The organism is Halomonas sp. ML-15, from assembly GCF_014779595.1.
Lineage (GTDB): Bacteria > Pseudomonadota > Gammaproteobacteria > Pseudomonadales > Halomonadaceae > Franzmannia.
The window spans coordinates 15,489-37,784 of sequence record NZ_JACXZT010000005.1 but is presented as its reverse complement, the minus strand read 5'-3'; the positions used below and the strand labels follow the sequence as shown (position 1 = coordinate 37,784).

The window sequence follows — 22,296 nt, the reverse complement described above, 5'->3', positions numbered from 1 at the left end:
AACAGCATATCCAACATTCTCACAACAGCTTAAGGCATCAGATAAACACGAGCTTCACATCAGCAAATTAGGCAAGAACATCACAATGCCTGGAAATAGAGCCAGCACCAGCACCAATACCACTACTGTCACCAGGAACGGGAGAGATTCTCTTATGTATTTCTCAATAGGTATTCCCGTTAGCGAGCAAACCGTATACATCGTGACCCCAATAGGTGGCGTCATGCCGCCCAGCGTAATAATAAGCATCATGATAATGCCAAAGTGCACGGGATCCACCCCAAACTGCTGAACGATGGGTAGGAAGATGGGGGTTAACAAGAGCGTATTAACCGTCGCCTCCATAAACATTCCTGCTATCAGAACAAACAGCAGAACCAGCATAAGAACCACCGTGGGATCTCCGGAAACCCCAACAATAAGCTCCGACATACTGTGCGGAACGCGCGCATAGGTAATAATATAACCCAATATCGCAGCCGTCGAGATAATCAGCATGATAACCGCATTATCCGTAACGGTGTCACTCAATACCTTGCCCAGCTTATCCCAACTCAACTCGCGGTAAACAAAGACACCGATCAACAATGCATAAATAACTGCAAAGGCGCCACCTTCCGAGGCGGTAAATATTCCGAAGCGGATACCGACTATTAGAATAACAGGGAATAACAGCGCCCAAACACTATCCTTGAAGGTATCAAACACAATTCTCAAAGAAGGTTTCTCGACCTCTGCCTTAACATCATACCCCCTCTTCTTGGCAATCAAATACGATGTAATCATCAGAACAAGAGTCAACAAGATCCCAGGCACTATTCCGGCAATAAACAACTTACCGATCGACACCTCGCCGACAAAGCCATAAAGAATCAAGCCAATACTCGGGGGGATCGTTGCCGTAATCAACGAGCTTACAGCAATCACCGAGATAGCATACCCTCCCGAATACCCTCGCTTTAGCATCTGAGGTGCCAGAATACGGCTCTGCATTGCTGCATCAGCATTAGCCGAGCCAGAGACCCCACCCATCAAGCCACTTAACACAATCGAGACATGCGCCAAGCCACCCACTAAATGCCCTGTCAATGCATTCGCAAAACGAATCAACCGGGAGGTAATGCCAGCAGCATTCATGATATGACCAGCCAATACAAAGAAGGGCACTGCCAACAGTGGGAAGGACTGGGTTCCGCTGACCATACGCTGAACGGATAGTGATGTAGGGAGGTTAGGCTCCAGCAAGAAAAACGAAAGGCCTGCCATACCTATAGCAAATGCGATAGGCACATTTAACAAAAGAAAAACTAAAAACAAAATACCGACTATCATCATCTCTATTATCCTTTTTGACCGGCAGGACTAAAGCTATCAATAGCCAACATCATCACTACTCTCTAATGGCTCTCCATGACGCTGGAGACGAATATTCGCCACCAGGAGCTGCACCTTTCTCAGCGTGGTAGCAAGCATCAACAGACAGCCCACGGGAACAGCCATCGTTATATAGGAATAGCTGATAGACGTATTGCTTATGGTCCTCGAGGCATTGTCGATGCTTAGACTTACTCCGCGCACGATAATGAAAGCCAGAAAAGCCGAAACCAAGACAAAAACGCCCAACGCAATCAGCTTCTGCAACTTATCAGGAAAGCGACTTGTCAAAATATCGACTCCAATATGCTTATCATTTCTCAGAGCCTGATTGGCTCCTAGAAAGATAATCCATACGAAAAGTAGCTGTGCAATATTCACCGACCAGGCAACGGGCAGGCCAAACCAGCGCCCAACTGCAGCAAAGAACACCAAAAATACGACACATACCAGCAGCGCCCTGGAGATAAACTCCTCTACCCCAACCAAAAAGTTAATTGCTTTATTCATAAGTAACCTCCAGGAACGCCACCAATTTATTTACCAAGGTATTCGTCAATCTCCTCTCGAAGCTCTTTAAAGTCTTCGAATTCATCATAGAAGCGATCTGACCTTTCCCTAAACGATGCGACGTCCACTTGATGGATACTCACACCTTCGGCCGCCATTGTTTCTTCGTACTCTCTAGACTTTTCCACATTCAGACTCGAGGCAAACTCCCCGGCATCAACTGACTCTTCAACCAATATCTCCTGGTACTCTGGCGGCAGTCGGTCAAACCACTGAGTGCCAACAGTCAACGCAGTCAGGAGCTGAAAATGGCCTGTCTTCGCGATGGAATCGATGACTTCTGGCAGGCGCGCACCATGAATAGCAGAGTAATGGGCTTCAACCCCATCGATAACCCCTTGCTGCAGGCCCGGGTAGGATTCGGCCCATGCCAGACCCGTTGGATTACCACCCATCACCTCGATCGCTTTATTGACGATTGAGGTGCCATTGGTACGAATCGCCATGCCGCTCAGATCGTCTGGCGTCAAAACGGGGCGGGTCGTTGCCAAATGTCGCTCTCCCTGAAACCAGTTGAAAGACAAGACTTTCAATCCCTCAGGCTCCAATTCAGCCTCCCACCCCTTGAATAGATCTGATGCTACCAGCTCTCGCCCCTCGTCCAGGTTATCGACGATATAGGGGGCTTGTAGTATCGAAATTTCTCTTACGATGTCTCCAAGCGGGCCTGCATCCGTCAAGGTGGACACATTGGCACCGACTCTTGCTTGCTCCAGTAGATCGGCGGTACTCCCTAGCTGTGAGCTGGAAAATACTTCGACTTCAACACCACCCTCTGTACGCGACTCTACTGCCTCTTTAAATCTCACTACCCCCTCGTACATGGGATCCCTGTCATTCATTGCGATGCCAACACTTAGCTTATACACCTCATTGGACGTCGCGCCTTCTTCAGTAGCGTCTTGCCCGCATGCACTAACGAGCAACAGCACGCCTGAGAGACCTAAAAGCAATGGCATTTTTTTCATGAGCACTCTCCATTAATGCGGCCGAACAAATAGTTTTAATATGCCAGTCCGGCTGCTTATTTATCTGCACCACGGCATCGTCAGCTTCGCTCGAGGGCGGCGAGCGCCCCGGCGAGGTGCTGTTCGGTCAAGCGGCGGTAGGCGTTCGACACCGCCAGCACGAAGTCGCTATTGCCCGCCAGGGCCGGCGGCACCACATCGTCCATGGCCAGGAAGGCGGCGACCAGCCTCCCCGGGTCATTGGCGTGGCGCTGATGGAGCTCAGCGAAGCGCGACGCCAGCGGATCGTCCACCGGGTAGGCTTGCCCGTTGAGATCATGGCCGGCGGTGTAGCGGATCCAGGCGGCCAGCCCCAGCGCCGTGCAGGGCACACGTCCGCCCGCCTCGATGCGCGCCAGGGCCCCCTGCAGCCAGCGCTGCGGCAGCTTCTGGCTGCCGTCCATGGCGATCTGTTGCAGGCGGTGGCGCAGGCTATCGTTGGCGAAGCGCACCAGCAGCGAGTCGGCATAGGCTGCCAGGTCGGTGCCCTCGGGCATGGCCAGGGTCGGCGCCGCCTCGTCGAGCATATAGCGCCGCAGCAGCGCCCTGAGATCCTCGCGGCTGACCGCCTCGAACACCGTCTCGATACCGGCCAGGGCGCCCAGGTAGGCGAGCAGTGAGTGGCTGCCGTTGAGCAGGCGCAGCTTCATGGTCTCGAAGGGCGCGACATCGGCGACCATCTCCACGCCCTCGGCCTCCCAGGCCGGGCGCCCCTGTGGAAAATCATCCTCGATGACCCACTGGCTAAACGCCTCACAGATCACCGCCTGGGGGTCCTCGACGCCTAGCTCGGCGAGGCGCGCGAAGTCAGCGTCGGTCATCGCCGGGACGATGCGATCCACCATGCTGCTGGGGAAGGCCACCTCGGCGGCGATCCACTCGGCCAGACCAGTATCGCGGCGCTCGGCCAGCTGCAGCACAGCATTGCGGGTGCGCTGGCCGTTGTCCGGCATATTGTCGCAGCAGAGCACCGTAAAGGGCGCGCTGCCCTGAGCCCGCCGCCGCGCCAGCGCCTCGACCAAGATGCCCGGAGCGCTGCGCGGCGCGGCGGAATGGGCAATGTCGAAGGCGATCATCGGATCATCCAACAGCAACTCGCCGCTGGCCGGATTGAGGAAGTAGCCCTTCTCGGTAACGGTGAGGGTGACGATGCGAGTCTCGGGAGCGGCCATGCGCGCCAGCAATGCCTCAAGATCGCGCCCCCAGTGGCCGTCGGCGCCTCGCCCCGAGAATAGCGTCTCCTCGACCACCCCGATCTCGCGCAGGGCGACGTTCTCGCTATCGGTGTATTCGGCGACATGGTAGCGGTGGCCGGCCGCGGCCAGGCCATCCACCAGGCCGACATTGCCACGCAGGTTGGCACTGCTGACGCCCCAGGCATCATCGCCGCTGCGCTGGCGATAGCGCTCCAGGTAGATCGCCTGATGGGCACGATGAAAGGCGCCGAGGCCCAGGTGAACGATGGCGATGGCACCGCGCCGTGGTGCCGCCGGGTAGTGAGTGGTGGACATCATGTCTCCTTGGGGCGAGTCATTCGCCCATGATCAGGGTCGGCAACCACAGCGACACCGCCGGCACGTAGGAGACCAGCAGCAGCACGGCGAGATTGCAGATCAGAAACGGTACGATGGCGCGGGCCACGGTGAGCATCGGCAGCTTGCCGATACCGGCGACGACGAACAGGCAGACCCCCACCGGTGGCGTGGTCAGGCCGATCATCAGGTTGAGTACCGCCATGACGGCGAAGTGCACCGGGTCGAGGCCCACTCCAGTGGCCACGCCGAGCAGCGCCGGGAAGAGGATGATCAGCGCGGCGATGGTCTCCATGAAGGCGCCGACGAACAGCAGGATCAGATTGAGGATCAGGATCACGATAAGCGGGTTTTCGCTGATCGACAGGATCAGGGCGGCGATCATCTGCGGCACCTGCTCGCTGGTGAGTATCCAGCCGAACAGGTTGGCCAGCCCCACCAGCAGCAGCAGCGCCGAAGAGGTCAGCACCGTGTCGCTGAGAATCCCTGGCAGCTTGCGCCAGGAGAGCCCCTTGTAGACGTACATGCCCACTACCAGGGCATAGAGGCTGGCGACGATGGACGCTTCGGTGGGGGTAAAGAAGCCACCGATGATGCCGTAGAGGATGATCACCGTCATCAGCAGCGCCCAGAAGGCGGTGCGCCCTTCGCGCAGCAGCTCCATGAAGGTGGCGCGCTCGCCCTTGGGATAGCCACGCCGCACGGCGAGGATATAAACCGTGACCATCATCGCCAGGCCCAGCAGCAGGCCGGGAATGGCGCCGGCCAAGAACATCCGCCCCACCGAAACGCCGGAGAGCGAGCCGGCAATGATCATCGGCACGCTGGGCGGAATGATCGGCCCCACCGTGGAAGACGCCGCCGTGACCGCAGCGGCGAAGGGCTTGTCGTAACCCGAGCGGGCCATGCCGGGAATCATCACCGCGCCGATGCTCGCCGAGTCGGCCACGGCGGTGCCCGAGATACCGCCAAAGATCATCGAGCCGCCCACGTTGGCCAGCCCCAGACCACCACGGATATGGCCCAGCAGGGCGTTGGAAAAGCGGATGATGTGCTCGGTGATATTGCCGACATTCATCAGGTTGCCGGCCAGAACGAAGCCGGGAATGCAGAGCAGCACGAAGGTATCGATACCGGCATACATGCGTTGCGGCACGATGGTCAGCGAGATCCCCTCCAGCAGCAGGTAGACCAGCGAGGCGATCCCCAGGGCGAAGGCGATCGGCAGGCCAACCACCAGCAGCACCAGAAAGGTGACGAACAGCAGGATGACTTCCATTCAGCGCGCCTCTGCATCGTGGTCAGCAGGCCGTCGCAGCATGGCGACCAGGCCCTCGAGAAAACCGATGGCGCTGTAGAGCAGTAGCAGCCCGAACAGCACCACGGTGGAGAAGAAGATATAGAGCATGGGGACCCTGAGCGTCGGCGAGGTCTGCCAGGCGCCGTTCTGGGCGTACTGCCAGGCGTAGGGCAGCACGAGCCAGGCGAAGCCGCCGATCAGCAGACACACCAGCGCCTGATAGCCGGCGCGAGCACGGGGCCCAAGGCAGTGATGAAAAAGCTCGACATTGACGTTGCGGTTCTTGCGCAGCACCACCCCCGCCGAGAGCGCCACCATGTAAACGAACAGGTAGCGCGACAGCTCCTCGGTCCAGGCCATCGGGAACGGTAGGAACAGGCGACCGGAAATCTGCAACAGCACGGTGCCGGCGATGGCCACCAGGGCCACCACCGCCAAGCCGGTGAAGAGCGCATCGATCCAGCCGATCAGGCGCCCCAGCGGCCCTTGGACGGTGGGCACCACCGAGAGGGTGTCGAGGCTTTCGAGGGCCTCCCGCTCGAGAGCCTTGTGTTCGGGTGTGGTCATTGGCGTGCCCCTCACGGGCGGGCACCGCTGTGCCCGCCCCAATGGCTTACAGGTCCTGGATGGCATCGAACAGCGCACGCTGCTCATCATCCAGCGCGTCGAGCACCGCCGGCCGCGCCTTCTCGGCAAAGGCCTCGATATCGACCTCGACGAACTCCATGCCGCGGTCGCGCAAGGCTTCTTCGAGGCGATCCTGGTCCTCGACGAAGAGGTCCGCCTGATAGTCCTGCATCACCTCGGCGGCATCCCAGACGACCTGTTGCAGCTCCTCCGGCATCCCATTCAAGGCGTCCCGACCGATAACCACATAGATCCAGCTACGCACATGACCGGTGAGGTTCACGTAATCCTGCACCTCATAGAAGCTGGCGCTCTCGATCAGGCTAAGCGGGTTCTCCTGGGCCTGGATGGTGTTCTGCTGCAGGGCGGTGAACACCTCGCTGAAGGCCATCGGCGTCGGCCGCGCCCCCAGCGCTTCCCAGGTATCGACGAACAGCGGCACGTTGGGCACCCGCAGGCGCATGCCGTCGAGATCATCGGGGTGTTCGACGCGACGATTGGCGGTCAGCTCTCGGGGACCGCGTTCGAACCAAGCCAGCGGCACCAGGTTGGCCTGCTCGGTGATCTGTGCCTCGATCTCCTCGCCGATCTCACCGCTCACCGCGGCATGCAGGTGTTCGGCATCGCGGAAGGCGTAGGGCACCGCCATCATCGCCGCCTTGGGCGCCCAGTTCTGCAGGCTCTCCCCGGTAATGGTCATCTCCGCAGTGCCCAGCTGGATGCTGTTGATCACATCCATCTCGCTACCGAGCTGCTCGTTGGGGTAAAGGCGCACCTCGATGCGGCCGTCGGAGTTGGCCTCGACCGCCTCCTTGAACTTCTCGGCGGCCTGGTGCCAGATGTTCTGCTCGTTGGCCAGATGACCGAAGCGCAGCGTGAAGTCGGCGGACAGGGCGGCCTGGCTGCCGATCAGGGTGACGCCGAGGACGGCGCCGGTGATGAGTCGTTTGAACATGGCGTGGATCTCCTGCACTGGTTGTTTTGCGTTATGAGTGTGCTGTTGGCATTGGCGAATGCCGTTGGTCCTCAGGCACCGATGTCGATCAGCACCTTGCGGGCCCTTTCGGGATGATGCTCGAGCATCTCGATGGCCCCGGGCATCTCGTCGAACGGCAGGCGGTGGCTAACCAGCGCCGCACCGTCGAGCGCCCCGGATGCGAGCAGCTCGAGCACCTCCGGAAACTTGCGGTTGTTGAGTCGCGAGCCGACCAGGGTCAGCTCCTTCTTGATCACCTCCAGCTGCACCAGGTCGCTGGGTGTGGGATTGAAACCGAGCAGGCCGACACGCCCCGCCGCCGAGGCCAGGCGCAGCATCTGCGGCAGCAGCGCCGGCACACAGGCGGCATCGGCGATCAGCGGCACCCCTTCGCCGTCGGTGAGACGCATGATCTCGGCCTCGACGTCGTCGCGGCTGCCGTTGAGGGTGTGCCATGCGCCCAGTTCGCGAGCCGTGACCAGGCGCTCGTCGATCACGTCGCTGACGATCACCTCCTCGATACCCTTGGCCCGCGCCATCTGCAGCACGGTCAGGCCAATCACCCCGGCACCGTAGATCAGCAGCCGGTCCCCCGGCAGTGGCTGCATGCGGTCGAGCACATTGGCGGCGATGCTGTAGGGCTCCACCAGCGCGGCGATATCCAGCGACAGATGGTCCGGCAAGGCGTGGAGGTTGGCCGCCGGGACGTTGACGCGCTCCTCGAAGCCGCCGTCGCGATGCACGCCGATCACCTGCATGGCGGTGCACACATTGGGCCGGCCGATACGGCAGGGATAGCAGCGCCCGCAGCTGACCACCGGATCGACGCAGACCCGGTCACCCACCGCCACCCCCTCGACGCCCTCGCCCACCGCCTCCACCACGCCGGCGAACTCATGCCCTGTGATGCGCGGAAAGCGTACGAAGGCGTTGTCGCCGTGGATGATATGCATATCCGACCCGCAGATACCGGCATAGGCGACGCGCACCAGCGCCTCGCCAGGCGCGGCCACCGGCACCTCCACCTCGGCGATCCGGTAGTCCAGCGGCGCGTTGACCTGGAATGCTTTCATGTTGTTCTCCTCACCAGTGCCATAGGGTGCCGTCCTCGAGCCGGTTGACCGGCAGGCTGGCACGCTTGTAGGGGTACTGCTTGGCCAGCGCCTCATCGATATCGACGCCGTGTCCCGGCGTCTCGCCGACCAGGAAGTGACCATCCTCGAAACGGTAGTCGTGGGGGAAGACGGCGTCGGTCTCCGGCGTATGGGGCATGTGCTCCTGAATGCCGAAGTTGGGCACCCAGGTATCGAAATGCACGGCCGCGCCCAGGCACACCGGCGACAGGTCCGTCGGCCCATGGAAGCCGGTGCGCACATGGTAGAGCCCGGCCAGATCGGCGATGCGCCGCACATGGGTAATGCCACCACCGTGGGAGAGCGGCGTGCGGATATAGTCGATCAGCTGGTTCTCGAGCAGCTCGCGGTAGTCGTGGATCGAGTTGAACACCTCGCCCACCGCCAGCGGCGTGGTGGTGTGCTGACGAATCAGGCGGAAGCTCTCCTGATTCTCGGCCGCCACGCAGTCCTCCAGCCAGAACAGGTGGTAAGGCTCCACCGCCTTGCCCAGGCGCGCCGCCTCGATGGGCGTCAGCCGATGGTGGACATCGTGGAGCAGGTGGATATCGTCGCCGAAGCGCTCGCGCACCGCGGCAAACAGCTTGGGCACGTGGTTGAGGTACTTCTCCGAGCTCCATACGTGCTCGGCGGGCAGCTCGGAATCGGCGGGCTCGTAGCGCTCGCCCTCGCGCTTGGCCACCCCGTAGATGGTGGCGATGCCCGGCACCCCGGCCTGGACTCGCACCGCGCGGTAGCCCAGGGCAATGTGCCGCTCGACCTCCTCCAGGCAGCTCTCGATATCGCGCCCGGTGCAGTGGGCGTAGGTCATCACCCGCTCGCGGCTCTTGCCGCCGAGCAGCTGGTAGAGCGGCATGTCGGCGGCCTTGGCCTTGATGTCCCACAGCGCCAGGTCAACGGCGGCAATCGCCGTCATGGTCACCGGCCCGCGCCGCCAGTAGGCGCCGCGATAGAGGTAGTGCCAGATATCCTCGATGCGGCTCGCGTCGCGGCCGATCAGGGCGGGAATCACGTGCTCCTCGAGGTAGGCGACCACCGCCATTTCGCGACCGTTGAGGGTGGCATCGCCGATCCCGTAGGTGCCCGATTCGGTGACGATCTTGAGGGTAACGAAGTTGCGTCCCGGCGAGGTGACGATGAGATAGGCATCACTGATCTTCATGGCGATTCCGTTGCAATAGAAAAAGGTTCAACGCTCGAAGAGGTAGCGCTCTACATTGTCGTAACAGACCGCCCGCACCAGCTCGCCGATGCGATCGATATCGTTCGGCAGCTCGCCGCGCTGGATCTGCGCGCCGAGCAGCTGGCAGAAAATGCGGCGGAAATAGTCGTGGCGCGAGAACGACAGCAGGCTGCGGGAATCGGTGAGCATGCCAACGAAGTGGCGCAGCAGGCCGAAGTTCATCTGCGTGACGAGCTGACGCTCGATACCATCGCGCTGGTCGTTGAACCACCAGGCGGCGCCGAACTGCAGCTTGCCGGGAATGCCGTCGCTGGGGAACGAACCGACCAGGCCCGCCAGCATCTCGTTGTCCCGCGGGTTGAGGTTGTAGACCACCGTACGCGGCAGCGCCCGGTCGCGGTCGAGGGCATCGAGTAACGCCGCCAGCGGCTCGGCGTAGGTCACGTCGCCTATCGCATCGAAGCCGCTATTGGCGCCGATCTCGGCCAACCCTCGCTGGCTCAGGCTGCGCAGCGCCCCCAGGTGCAGCTGCATCACCCAGCCGCGACGGGCGTACTCGCGTCCCAGCCACAGCAGCAGCGCGGTGGTAAAGCCACCGTTCTGCTCGGCGCTGAGCGTCTCGCCTTGGCGTCGACGGTCGAGCAGCCGGTCCAGTTCGGCCACACTCGGCGGCGTGACGAAGACCGGTTTCTCCAGGCTATGGTCGGATAGACAGCAGCCGTGGGCGGCGAAGTGGTCGAGGCGCTGGGCCAGCGCGGCAAGCAGGTCGTCGAAGCGTCGAATCGAAACCCCGCTGGCCTGCTCGAGTTCGTCCAGATAGTCGAGAAATCCGGGCTGCTCGATCTTGAGTACGCTATCGGCGCGAAAGGTCGGCAGCATGGCGGGCGCCGCCCCGCTCTCGGCATGGCGACGATGCAGCGCGAGATCGTCGACCGGATCGTCAGTGGTACAGACGGTGCGCACATTGAAGCGCGCGAGAATGCCCTGGGCGCTCAATTGGGGCGTCGCCAGCCGTTCGCGAGCCGTGGTCCAGATCTCGTCGGCGGTGGCGGGCGAGAGCAGGGTATTCTCGATGCCCAGCGGGTGGCGCAGCTCCAGGTGGGTCCAGTGGTAGAGCGGGTTGCCCAGGCAGTCGGGCACCGTTTCGGCCCAGGCCTGGAAGCGCTCGCGATCGCTCACGTCACCGGTGATGCGGCGCTCGTCGATACCGGCGCAGCGCATCGCACGCCATTTGTAATGGTCGCCCTTGAGCCACAGCTCGGTGAGGTTGTCGAACTGCCGGTCGTCGGCGATCTCTACCGGACTCAGGTGCGAGTGGTAATCGCAGATCGGCATGTCGGCGGCATGCTCGTGATAGAGCCGACGCGCCGGCTCGTTCTCGAGCAGGAAGTCCGGCCCCATGAAGGCGATCCGATCATTGAAGGTCATGACAGACTCCGTCGTAGTCGGGCTTGAGCATATTCAGCCCATCAGCCAGTTGGGCAGGAACAGCACGATGTCGGGGAACAGGATGATGCCCAGCACCACCACGAGTACTGCCAGGGCAAAGGGCACCAGCTCGCGGCTATAGTCGATAAAGGAGCAGCGCAGGATGCCGCACACGGTATACATGGAGATGCCGACCGGGGGTGTCATGCCGCCGAAGGTCACCAGGGTCATCATCAGCAAACCGAAGTGCACCGGATCGATGCCCGCCGCCTTGATCACCGGCACCAGGATCGGTGTCAGCAGCATCACCACCACGGTGGCCTCGAGCAGCATGCCGAGGCACACCAGCAGCACCGCCAGGGTCAGCAGCAGCGCGATCTGACTGTCAAAGACGCCCAGCGTCAGCTCGGCGATGGTCTGCGGCACCCGCTCGAAGGAGACCACATAGCCGATGATTCCCGAGAACATGATGATCAGCATGATCATGCCGATATCGCGCACGCTGGCATGCATCGCCGCGAGGATCTCCTTGACGCCCATCTCACGATGGATGACGCAGCCCACCACCAAGGCATAGGCGACCGCGAAGGCGCCCGCCTCGGATGGCGTGAACAGCCCGTAGCGGATCCCCACCAGCAACCACACCGGGAACAGTAGCGCCCAGATACTCGCCCGCGCCGCCGTCAGCACCTCACGCCCCGAGGGCCGACTTTCCCGCACCGGCGCATAGCCGCGCCGTTTGGCAACGAAGTAGGTGGTCACCATCAGCGCCACCATCAGCAGGAAGCCGGGCACCAGGCCGGCGATAAAGAGCCGGCCGATGGACACCTCGCCGAGGTAGCCGTACAGGATCAGGCCGATGCTCGGTGGGATGGTGGCGGTGATCAGGCCACCGATGGAGAGCACGGCCCCCGAGAAGCCGGGGCTGTATCCCCCCTTGATCATGCCCTGCCCCAGCACCCGGGACTGCATGGCGGCATCGGCCACCGCCGAACCGGATACGCCGCCCATGAGGGTGCTGAGCACGATACTGGCCTGGGCCAGGCCGCCGCTCATCCAGCCCGCCAGCAGGGTGGAGAGCCGCATCAGCCGCGGCGTGATACCGCTGGCATTCATCAGATGCCCGATGAAGATGAACAGCGGCACCGCCAGCAGCGGGAAGGACTGGGTGGCGGAGACGATGCGCTGTGGGCCGATATTGACCGGCAAAAAGGTGTCGGGCAGAAAGAAGTAGGTGAAGCCCGCAATACCGATCGCAAAGGCGACGGGCATGCCAATCGCCATCAACAGCAGGCCGAGCCCAAGCAGCAGGGCAGCGGTCATAGCGTCTCCTCCACGATCTCGTCATCGGCCACCAGGCTGCCGAGGATGCCTTGCGCAATAATGCGACGCACCAGCGACACCATCATCAGCGTGGCACCGACCGGCAGGGCCAGGGTGATATAGCCGTAGCTCAGCCCGGCGACGCCCATGGGACGCTGCCAGTTGGAGAGCGCCAGCGGGAAGCCATGCCACACCAGCAGCGCCAGGAAGAGCATCATCAGGAGCAGGCAGAAGCTCGTCACCAGCCGCTGCAGCGGCAGCGGCAAGCGTACCGCCAGGGCGTCGATACGCACCTGTCCACCGCGGCGCAAGGTGATATCCGCGCCCAGCACGGCGGTCCAGATAAACAGGAACTGGGCCAGCTCGGCGCCGCCGGCGAAGGGCTGTCCCAGCGCACGGGCCGTCGAGCTGGCCAGCATGGTCAGCGACGTGCCGCCAAGCAGCGCAATCGCCAGCCACTCCTCGATTCGATCGTACCAACGCCACATGGGAGGTCCTCGAACGTCGATTCCGTTGTCTGCGGTGAAATGTTGCTGCAGTAAAGGGTGAGAGGCAGCGGCCGGCGCATGCCGGCCCCACTCCTGTCAGGTCAAGCAAGAATCGTCCCTACTCGCCTGAAATCAGCCGCTCGCGATACTCGTCGTAGCCGAGCTCCTCATAGACCCCGTCGACGCGCTCGCGGAACACCTCGATATCCACTTCGCTGAAGGTCACGCCTTCCGCTTCCATGCGCTCACGCACGGCATCCTGGGCATCGGCAGTGGCCTGGCTTGCCTCCTCGCCCGCCTTGCGAAGTTCTTCATCGAGAATTACCTGCAGCTCTTCCGGCAGCGACTGATACCACTGCTCGGACGTGGCGATGCCGGTCATCAGATGGATATGGCCAGTCAGGGCGATATGGCTGATGACTTCATGCAGGTTCTGGCCTTCGGCCGCGGTCAACTGGGCCTCGGCGCCATCGATCGAGCCAAGCTGCAGCGCCGAGTAGACCTCGGACCAGGGCAGCGGCGTGGGCGTGGCACCCATGGCCTCGATGGTCTTGACCCACACCGGCGAGTTGATGGTGCGTACGCGTACACCACGCAGATCCTCCGGCGACTCGACCGGGCTCTGGGTCAGCATCTGGCGTGAGCCCTGAAACCAGTTGTAGTTGAGCAGCCGCAGACCGCTGCCGTCGGCCAGGCCCTCGACCCAATCGAGGTAGAGGTCGGATGAGGTGATCTGCGCATAGTCGCTGTGGTCCTCTACCAGGTAGGGCGCGCTGAGGATGCCCAGCTCCGGCTGGTACTCGGAGAGTCGGCCGGCATCGATCAGGATGGCGATATTGGCGCCGCTGCGGATCTGCTCCACCACATCCTCGTCGGAGCCGAGCTGGCTGTTGGGAAAGACCTGGATCGTCAGCTCGCCGTCGGAGCGCTCTTCGATCGCCTGCTTGGCGCTCTCCATGGCCTGGACGATGGGGTCCTGGGAACTGAGCGCCGACGACAGATTCAACTGGTAAGTGGCATGAGCCTGGTTGGCCCCCGCCGCCAAGGCGATAGCCAAGGCAAGTCCTTTTATCTTCATACATCCCTCCTGACGTGCGTTGTCGTTGTTGCATCTAGCCGGATGCCCACTATCCAGTGGGGGCAGCAGCGTGCTCGGCCCTCATTGGCTCGCCTCCATGATCAGCGAGTCGGTGTGCTGGACTTCGAACATCTCCGGGAAGCGCCGCACCAGATCCGGCAGCGACTGCAGTATCTCGCGCTGATGCAAGCGCATGGCCTGCTCTGCACCTTCCACGTTGCGCGCCTCGATGGCGTCCACGATGGCCGCGTGCTGATCGATCAGGCGCGGTATCGGCGTGCTGTCGGGAACGCTGAGATAGCGCACCCGATCGAACTGCGCCTTCACCTCCTGGGTCACCTTCCACGCCGCCTGCTGGCCGATGGAGAGCGCCAAGGTCCGGTGGAATACCTCGTCGAGACGGTAGAAACGGTCGAAATCGTGGGGATCGACGCAGCGGCGCTGACGCTCCAGCAGCTCATGCAACTCAGACAGGTCTGCTGCCTTCAAGCCCTTGGCCGCTGCACTGCGCACCACCGCGACCTCAATCGCTTCACGCACGAAGCGTGCCTCCAGCACCGCGCGCTGTGAGATCTTCACCACATAGGTACCGCGCTGGGGGCGCACCTCGACCAGGCCCGCCTCGGAGAGGCGTATAAATGCCTCACGCACTGGCTGACGGCTGACGGCGAAGGTATCGGCGATCTCCTTTTCCGACAGCGCCTGCCCCGGCGCCAGCACCATGTGAATGATCGATTGGCGTAGCACCTGATAGAGCCGCTGACGCACCGACTCGGTGTCGTTGGTCTCTTGCCAAAGCGTCTTGAGGGTCGTGTTCATAGGCCTCTCTTGTCTGCCGGCGCCTGCGTCCGGCTATCTGATATGACTAGTATGGTAGTTAGTTCAGTGCCGCGAAAGCCTGAGCCGGCTAGACATTGGTCTAACCGGCTGGCCTAGAGACTTACCTGCATATAAATGCCGATGGCCCGCTAAGCGGGCCATCGGTGGGAGAAAAATGTCAGGCGAGCGCCTGACTCGACGATCGATCAGCGATAGCCGTCGGGAATATCCACGATCCGCGGCGCCGCTCGACACAGGCCGTCGTGAAGATCGAGCATGCGCTCGAGCCATGCGTAGACAGGGTCGGCGTTCGACACCAGATCTGCCGCCGATACCACCCGCGCCCACATAAAGGTGGCAAACACCAGATAGTCGGCCGCGGCCGGCGCCTCGCCGTCGAGGAAATCGCTCTCTTCCAGCCGCCCGCGTAGCGGCTCGAGGGCGGTATCGAGCTGCGTCAGGCCTCGGCTCGGCGAGTGGAAGTCCTCGAGGCTGCGCCCAAAGCGCTTTTCACGGGTTTCGCGGAAATACGCCTGGTCTCCGGGATGCACCGCGTTGAGCAGATCCATGATGATGGTGCGCATGATCGCCGGTGCCAGCGAACGCTCGGCATAGAACTTGAAGAAGCGCGCCCTGGCCTCGGCGTGCTCATCGCCGAACAGTGGCGCAGCAGGATAGGCGCGGTCGAGGTAGCGCATGATCGCGTAGCTGTCGCAGACCACCTCATCGCCGTCGACCAGCACCGGCACCAGGCCCTGCCCGGAAAACGCCAGCGCCTCCTTGTCAACGAAGTGCCAAGGGCGCGTCTCGACCTCTATGCCTTTATGCGCCAGGGCCAACTTTACTCGCCAGCAATAGGGCGAAAAGCGCAGCCGATCATCCTTGCCACTAAGGTCGTATAGCACAGGTAACATCTCGATTTTCTCCTCGACGATTGCTTTATCATTTCGCTCAATCAGAGCATTAGTTGCAGCCTATTACCAACCCGCGCCTCATCCCATCAACTGATACAACCCATTGTCCATTAGTCGAACGCGGTAGTCATCAGCATACCGAAAAGGTGCGAACCCTCTCTCTAAAAATCAGAATTTATCCTTATATTTCAATATATTAAAAATGAATGGCGAGCCAAAACCACAGTGGTCATACCAATTATCCAAGAGTGGCATCGATATCCCTAAAGCGATTATCTTGCCCCTACCCGTCCATGGCGGCGGTTCGTCGGAAGATCAGCCAAGGCTGATCTCCTTAGAACACGCAAGCGTCTCGCTCCCGTTGCAGGCATCGCACACGATGCTTGAGAAAAACAAGAGGAATCTTGCCTCATGAATGACTCTGTACTCGCGCTATTGGCGTTCACGCCATTGCTGTTGGCCGGTGTACTGCTGATAGGCTTCCGCATGGCCGCCAAGGTGGCCATGCCGATCGTCTTCGTGGTCTCCGCCCTGATCGCCCTGGTGGCCTGGGACATGACCTTCACTCGGGTCGTGGCCTCCTCGCTGCAGGGGCTGATCCTCACCGTGTCGATCCTGTGGATCATCTTCGGTGCCATCCTGCTGCTCAACGCCATGAAGTACTCGGGGGGCATTGCGGCGATCCGCAACGGCTTCTCCGGTATCAGCCCTGACCGCCGCGTCCAGGCGATCATCGTGGCGTGGCTGTTCGGCTGCTTCATCGAAGGCGCCTCCGGGTTCGGCACCCCCGCCGCCGTGGCCGCGCCGCTGATGGTGGCCCTCGGCTTCCCGGCCCTCGCCGCCGTTGTCGTCGGCATGATGATCCAGTCTACTCCAGTCTCCTTCGGCGCGGTGGGCACGCCGATCGTGGTCGGCGTCACCGGTGGTGTAAACCAGAGCGCCATTACCGAGCGTCTGGCCGCCGACGGTGCCACCTGGACCGAGTACTTCCGCTTGATTGCCGCGGAAGTGGCGATCATCCACGGTATCGTCGGTGTACTGATGCCGCTGATCATGGTGGTGATCATGGTGCGCTTCTTCGGCGCCAACCGCTCGTGGAAGGAGGGCCTGTCGATCGCGCCCTTTGCGATCTTCGCCGGTGTCGCCTTCGTGGTGCCCTACATGCTCGCCGGTGTACTGCTGGGTCCGGAGTTCCCGTCGATGATCGGTGCCATGGTGGGTCTCGCCATCGTTGTTCCGGCGGCACGTCGCGGCTTCCTGATTCCCAAAGATACCTGGGACTTCCCACCCCGCGAGCAGTGGCTCGACGAGTGGATCGGCAATCTCGAAATCAAGATGGACGACATCGTCGGCAAGAAGCCGCTGTCGACCTTTATGGGCTGGGTGCCCTACGTACTGCTGGCCGTGCTGCTGGTGATCTCGCGCACCGTGGAGCCCGTCCGCGAAGCGCTTAACTCGGTGATGCTCAGCTGGAACAACATTCTGGGTGAAGCCGGCGTATCGGGTGCGATAGCGCCGCTATACCTGCCGGGCGGCATCCTGGTGTTTGTGGTGCTGCTCACCGCACTGATCCACCGCATGAAGGTATCTGAGCTGCAGAAAGCCTTCGGTGAGTCGAGCAAGACCATCATTGGCGCTGGCTTTGTGCTGATCTTCACCATCCCGATGGTGCGGATCCTGATCAACTCCGGCGTCAACGGCTCGGATCTGGTCTCGATGCCGGTGGCCATGGCGCAGTTCGTGGCCGACAGCGTAGGCGGCGTCTATCCGCTGTTCGCACCTGCCGTAGGTGGTCTCGGCGCCTTCATCGCCGGCTCCAACACCGCCGCCAACCTGATGCTCGCCGAGTTCCAGTTCAACGTCGCCGAGCAGCTCGGGGTCTCCACGGCCATGATGGTCGCCCTGCAGGCGGTAGGTGCCGCGGCGGGTAATATGATCGCCATCCACAACGTGGTCGCGGCGTCCGCCACCGTTGGCCTGCTGGGCCGCGAGGGTACGACGATCCGCAAGACCATCTTGCCAACGATCTACTACCTGACCTTCACCGGCATCATCGCCCTGATCGCCTTCTATGTGATCGGTGTCACGGATCCGCTGATGGGCAATTAACCCCGCCTCGTTGAGGTAGTAGTACGACCTGCGCCCCACCTTCTGGTGGGGCGCTGTCGTTTGCGGCCTAGGCAACTGGCAGACTAGTATTACAGTATGACACCTTAGGAGAGATTCATGACGACGATCACCCACCTGACGGTTCAGGATATTCGCTTTCCCACCTCGCGCTCGCTGGACGGCTCCGATGCCATGAACGCCGCCCCCGACTACTCTGCCACCTATGTCATCCTGCATACCGATACCGGCCTCGAGGGCCACGGCCTGACCTTCACCATTGGCCGCGGCAACGAACTCTGCGTCAAGGCGGTGGAGTCCCTCGCCTACCTGGTCGAGGGAGAGACGCTGGAGGCGATCACCGCAGACATGGGCACCTTCTGGCGCCGGATCACCAGCGGCGATAGCCAGTTGCGCTGGACCGGCCCCGAGAAGGGCGTCATTCACCTGGCCACCGCCGCCATCGTCAATGCCATCTGGGACCTGTGGGCGAAATCGGAAGGCAAGCCGGTGTGGAAGCTGCTGGTGGATATGTCGCCGGAACAGCTGGTCAGCTGCCTCGATTTCCGCTTCGTCAGCGATGTCATGACGCCGCAGGAGGCGCTGGGCCTGCTCAAGCGCCAGACTGCCGGGCGCGAGGCCCGCGAAGCCGAGATGCATGAGCACGGCTACCCCGGCTACACCACCTCGGCGGGCTGGCTCGGCTATTCGGACGATAAGGTGCGACGCCTGGCGCAGGAGGCGCTGGCCGAAGGCTGGACCCACTTCAAGCAGAAAGTCGGCGGCAATCTCGAAGAGGATCGCCGCCGCGCGCAGATTCTGCGCGAGGAGATCGGCTGGGAGCGCGCGCTGATGATGGACGCCAACCAGATGTGGGATGTCGATGAAGCCATCGCCAATATGCGCCAGCTGGCCGAATTCGACCCGCTATGGATCGAGGAGCCGACCAGCCCCGACGATATCCTCGGCCATGCCGAGATTCGCCACCGGCTGGGCTCGATCGGTGTGGCCACCGGCGAGCACTGCCACAATCGGGTGATGTTCAAGCAGCTGCTGCAGGCCGATGCCATCGACTACTGCCAGCTCGATGCAGCGCGTCTCGGCGGCCTCAACGAGGTCATCGTGGTGCTGCTGATGGCCGCCAAGTTTGGCGTGCCGGTATGCCCCCACGCCGGCGGGGTCGGACTGTGCGAATACGTTCAGCATGTGTCGCTGTTCGACTATATCGCCGTCTCCGGTTCGCTGGAGGGGCGCATCCTCGAGTACGTCGACCACCTGCACGAGCACTTCGAGCACCCGGTCGTGATCCGCAACGGCCACTACCAGGTGCCCACCGCACCGGGCTACAGCATTACCCTCAAGCCCGAGTCACTGGCGGATCACGTCTATCCGGACGGCCCCGCCTGGCAGACGCACTGACCCCTCAGCCGACGTCCACTAGCGCCTGCTCCAGCAGGCGCGCCACATGCACCGCCTCGCGACCGCTGCCATCCTTGATCTGATGGCGGCAGCTGGTGCCGTCGGCGACCACCACGGCGTCGCTGTCCGCCTCCCGGATGGCCGGCAGCAGCGACAATTCGGCCATCTTCAGCGAGGCATCGTAGTGCTCCGCCTCATAGCCGAAGCTGCCCGCCATGCCGCAGCAGGAGGAGGTGATGGTCTCGACCTCGAGCTCGGGAATCCAGCCCAGCACCTGCTCCACCGGGCGCAGGGCGTCGAAGGCCTTCTGGTGGCAGTGGCCGTGAAGCATGGCGCGCTTGTGGGGCAGCGCCTTGAGCGCCAGGGGCAACTGGTCGGCGGCCCTGGCCTCGACCAGGAACTCCTCGAATAGGTAAGCCGCCTCGGAGAGCGCTTGGGCCTCATCGCCAAAACCATACTGCAGAAACTCGTCGCGCATGGTCAGCAGGCACGACGGCTCGAGACCGACGATGGACACCCCGCGCCTGACGAACGGCATCAGCTGATCGAGGGTGCGCCGCGCCTCCGCCTTGGCCTTGTCGAACTGGCCCGACGATAGATAGGTGCGCCCGCAGCACAGCGGCCGCTGGCCCTGCTTGACGTTGAGATGCACTCGATAGCCCGCCGCCTCCAGCACCCGCTTGGCGGCCTTGGCGTTGGCCCCTTCCATATAGTTATTGAAGGTGTCGACGAACAGCAGCACCTCGCGGGCCCCCGCGGCGATACCGCTGGGCGCCTCAGCTGCGGCCAGGAAGTTGCCGTCGAAGACCGGCAGCGCGCGCTGCGGCGCCAGCTTGAGCGCCTGCTTGACGCGCCGAGCCAGGAACGGCACCCGCTCGACGCCGTTGAGCAGGCCGGCGAAGCGGCTCGCCCAGGGCGCGTAGCGCGGCATCTCGCCGACCATGCGGTCGCGCCAGCTCAGCCCCTTGGCCCGCGCTCGGGCGCTACGCGCCTCGATCTTGAACTTGGCCATGTCGACGCCGGTGGGACAGTCGCGCTTGCAGCCCTTGCACGACACGCACAGGTCGAGCGTCTCCTTGACCTCGTCGCTGGCCAGCCCTTCTTCACCAAGCTGGCCCGACAGCACCAGCCGCAGGGTATTGGCACGCCCCCGAGTCAGGTGCTGCTCATCCTCGGTAATGCGGTAGCTGGGGCACATGGTGCCGGCGTCGAACTTGCGGCAGTGGCCGTTGTTGTTGCACATCTCCACCGCCATTGCCAGGCCGTGGGTGGCGTCTCCCCCCGTGCCCGGCGGTGTCTGCTCGCCGCTCAGCGGGTCGCGCTTGACGTTCCAGGCCGACCAGTCGAATACCGGTGTCAGCGGTATCGCCTGGTACTCCTTGGCAAAGCGGAAGTAGCGGGCATCGTCCATCTTCGGCGTATCGACGATCTTGCCCGGATTGAACAGGTTCTCGGGGTCGAACAGCTGCTTGATCTCGCGAAAGGCGTCGTTGACGGTGGGCCCGAACTGCCAGGCCACCCACTCGCCGCGGCACAGGCCATCGCCGTGCTCGCCGGAGTAGGCCCCCTTGTACTCGCGCACCAGGGCCGATGCCTGCTCGGCGATCTCGCGCATCTTTTCGGCGCCGTCGCGGCGCATATCGAGGATCGGCCGCACGTGCAGGGCGCCGACGCTGGCGTGGGCGTACCAGGTGCCCTCGGTGCCGTAGCGATGAAACACCTGGGTGAGCTTGTCGGTGTACTCGGCGAGGTACTCCAGCGGCACCGCGCAGTCCTCGATAAAGGAGACCGGCTTGCCGTCGCCCTTCATGCTCATCATGATATTGAGCCCCGCTTTGCGCACGTTCCACAGCGCCTTCTGCTCGGCGGCCTCGGGCATATCGACCACGCTGTCCGGCAGCCCCAGATCGCCCATCAGTTGGTTGAGCCCGGCCAGCGCCTGACGCTGGGCGGCTTCGTCCAGGCCGGCGAACTCCACCAGCAGGATCGCCTCGGGCTGGCCGATCAGGGCTTTCTCGATCACCGGACGGAAGGCCGGGTTCTCCAGCGACAGATCGATCATGGTGCGATCGACCAGCTCCACTGCGGTGGGGTCGAGCTTGACGATATGCTGGGCGAAGTCCATCGCCTGGTAGAAGGTGGGGAAGTTCACCACCCCCAGCACCTTGTGCTGGGGCAGCGGCGACAGGCGCAGGGTAATCCGCCGACTGACCCCCAGAGTGCCCTCCGAGCCGACCAGCAGATGCGCCAGATTGACCCGCCCGTCGGGGTCGTAGGGTTTGGGGTTCTGGCAGTCGAAGAGGTCGAGGTTGTAGCCGCCGACCCGGCGCAACACCTTGGGGAAGTGCTCACGAATCTCCGGCCCGACCCGCTCGGCAATCGCCTTGACCCGCTCGGCGAGGCGCTGCTCCGGCGAGCCGTCGGCGAGGCGGTCGACGAAGCCCAACGCCACCTCGCTGCCATCAGCCAAGCGCGCCTCGACGCCCAGCACGTTGTGCACCATGTTGCCGTAGCGGATCGAGCGCGAGCCGCAGGAGTTGTTGCCGGTCATGCCGCCGATGGTGCACTGAGCGCTGGTCGAGACGTCTACCGGATACCAGAGCCCATGAGGCTTCAGCCAGGCGTTCAAGTGGTCGAGCACGATGCCGGGCTCGACCACCACCGTGCGCGCCTCGGCATCGAACTCGATCACCTCTTTCAGATAGCGCGTGGTATCGATCACCAGCGCCTCGCCCACCGTCTGGCCGCACTGGCTGGTACCCGCCCCGCGGGCCAGCACCGGCACCTTGGCGTCGCGGGCGATATCCAGCGCCAGCCCCAGGTCCGCCTGGTGGCGGGGGATCACTACCCCCACCGGGGTCACCTGATAGATCGACGCATCTGTCGAGTAGCGCCCCCGCGAGGCCTGGTCGAACAGCACCTCGCCTTGCAGCTCGCGGGAGAGCCGGGCCGCCAGCTCGGTCACCGGCTTGACCTTGGCATCGCGGGATTGAGTCTTGTCGCTCAGGGACGTCATGCC

Annotated in this window: 18 protein-coding genes; 2 read left to right on the top strand and 16 right to left on the bottom strand. The window is 62.6% G+C overall.

The window, feature by feature from the left end:
- Positions 1-54: 54 nt before the first annotated feature.
- The 15 genes from IEI94_RS05495 to IEI94_RS05425 all read right to left on the bottom strand — a co-directional run bounded on the left by IEI94_RS05495 (position 55) and on the right by IEI94_RS05425 (position 15,752).
- On the bottom strand, positions 55-1,335 hold the full coding sequence (locus tag IEI94_RS05495; RefSeq protein WP_191166327.1) for a TRAP transporter large permease: 1,281 nt from the start codon (positions 1,333-1,335) through the stop codon (positions 55-57).
- Between the two features lie 36 nt (positions 1,336-1,371).
- Positions 1,372-1,884, bottom strand: a complete 513-nt coding sequence (locus IEI94_RS05490; RefSeq protein WP_191166326.1) for a TRAP transporter small permease — start codon at positions 1,882-1,884, stop codon at positions 1,372-1,374.
- A gap of 26 nt (positions 1,885-1,910) precedes the next feature.
- The gene (locus IEI94_RS05485) at positions 1,911-2,912 is read right to left on the bottom strand and encodes a C4-dicarboxylate TRAP transporter substrate-binding protein (RefSeq protein WP_191166325.1); all 1,002 of its coding nucleotides are present in this window, start codon (positions 2,910-2,912) and stop codon (positions 1,911-1,913) included.
- Between the two features lie 80 nt (positions 2,913-2,992).
- Positions 2,993-4,462: a mannitol dehydrogenase family protein gene (locus tag IEI94_RS05480; protein ID WP_412030899.1), complete on the bottom strand. Its 1,470-nt coding sequence runs from the start codon at positions 4,460-4,462 to the stop codon at positions 2,993-2,995.
- Between the two features lie 19 nt (positions 4,463-4,481).
- Positions 4,482-5,762 carry a TRAP transporter large permease gene (locus tag IEI94_RS05475; RefSeq protein WP_191166323.1) on the bottom strand — a complete coding sequence of 427 codons (1,281 nt, stop codon included), beginning with the start codon at positions 5,760-5,762 and terminating at the stop codon, positions 4,482-4,484.
- Positions 5,763-6,350 (bottom strand): TRAP transporter small permease, encoded by a 588-nt coding sequence (locus IEI94_RS05470; RefSeq protein ID WP_191166322.1) that lies wholly within the window; start codon positions 6,348-6,350, stop codon positions 5,763-5,765.
- 46 nt (positions 6,351-6,396) lie between these two features.
- Positions 6,397-7,365: a TRAP transporter substrate-binding protein gene (locus IEI94_RS05465; RefSeq protein WP_191166321.1), complete on the bottom strand. Its 969-nt coding sequence runs from the start codon at positions 7,363-7,365 to the stop codon at positions 6,397-6,399.
- 71 nt (positions 7,366-7,436) lie between these two features.
- Positions 7,437-8,459, bottom strand: a complete 1,023-nt coding sequence (locus IEI94_RS05460) for a Zn-dependent oxidoreductase (RefSeq protein ID WP_191166320.1) — start codon at positions 8,457-8,459, stop codon at positions 7,437-7,439.
- A 10-nt stretch (positions 8,460-8,469) separates the two neighbouring features.
- The gene (manD, locus tag IEI94_RS05455) at positions 8,470-9,681 is read right to left on the bottom strand and encodes a D-mannonate dehydratase ManD (protein ID WP_191166319.1); all 1,212 of its coding nucleotides are present in this window, start codon (positions 9,679-9,681) and stop codon (positions 8,470-8,472) included.
- Positions 9,682-9,708: 27 nt separating this feature from the next.
- Positions 9,709-11,130, bottom strand: coding sequence for a glucuronate isomerase (gene uxaC, locus IEI94_RS05450; protein ID WP_191166318.1), 1,422 nt, complete (start codon positions 11,128-11,130; stop codon positions 9,709-9,711).
- A 33-nt stretch (positions 11,131-11,163) separates the two neighbouring features.
- Positions 11,164-12,453, bottom strand: coding sequence for a TRAP transporter large permease (locus tag IEI94_RS05445; protein ID WP_191166317.1), 1,290 nt, complete (start codon positions 12,451-12,453; stop codon positions 11,164-11,166).
- On the bottom strand, positions 12,450-12,941 hold the full coding sequence (locus IEI94_RS05440) for a TRAP transporter small permease (protein WP_191166316.1): 492 nt from the start codon (positions 12,939-12,941) through the stop codon (positions 12,450-12,452). The genes IEI94_RS05445 and IEI94_RS05440 overlap by 4 nt, the downstream gene beginning before the upstream one ends.
- 118 nt (positions 12,942-13,059) lie before the next feature.
- A complete protein-coding gene (locus IEI94_RS05435) occupies positions 13,060-14,019 on the bottom strand; it encodes a C4-dicarboxylate TRAP transporter substrate-binding protein (protein ID WP_191166315.1) in 960 nt (319 codons plus the stop codon).
- Positions 14,020-14,100: 81 nt separating this feature from the next.
- The gene (locus IEI94_RS05430) at positions 14,101-14,838 is read right to left on the bottom strand and encodes a GntR family transcriptional regulator (protein ID WP_191166314.1); all 738 of its coding nucleotides are present in this window, start codon (positions 14,836-14,838) and stop codon (positions 14,101-14,103) included.
- A gap of 206 nt (positions 14,839-15,044) precedes the next feature.
- Positions 15,045-15,752, bottom strand: coding sequence for a glutathione S-transferase N-terminal domain-containing protein (locus IEI94_RS05425; protein ID WP_191166313.1), 708 nt, complete (start codon positions 15,750-15,752; stop codon positions 15,045-15,047).
- A gap of 411 nt (positions 15,753-16,163) precedes the next feature.
- Here IEI94_RS05425 and IEI94_RS05420 point away from each other — a divergent pair, with 411 nt between their 5' ends.
- Complete coding sequence (locus tag IEI94_RS05420; protein ID WP_191166312.1) at positions 16,164-17,861, top strand: L-lactate permease; 1,698 nt, start codon at positions 16,164-16,166, stop codon at positions 17,859-17,861.
- 117 nt (positions 17,862-17,978) lie between these two features.
- Positions 17,979-19,277, top strand: a complete 1,299-nt coding sequence (locus IEI94_RS05415) for an L-fuconate dehydratase (protein WP_191166311.1) — start codon at positions 17,979-17,981, stop codon at positions 19,275-19,277.
- A gap of 4 nt (positions 19,278-19,281) precedes the next feature.
- Here IEI94_RS05415 and IEI94_RS05410 read toward each other — a convergent pair whose 3' ends face one another.
- Positions 19,282-22,293 (bottom strand): FAD-binding and (Fe-S)-binding domain-containing protein, encoded by a 3,012-nt coding sequence (locus IEI94_RS05410; protein ID WP_191166310.1) that lies wholly within the window; start codon positions 22,291-22,293, stop codon positions 19,282-19,284.
- Between the last annotated feature and the right edge of the window lie 3 nt (positions 22,294-22,296).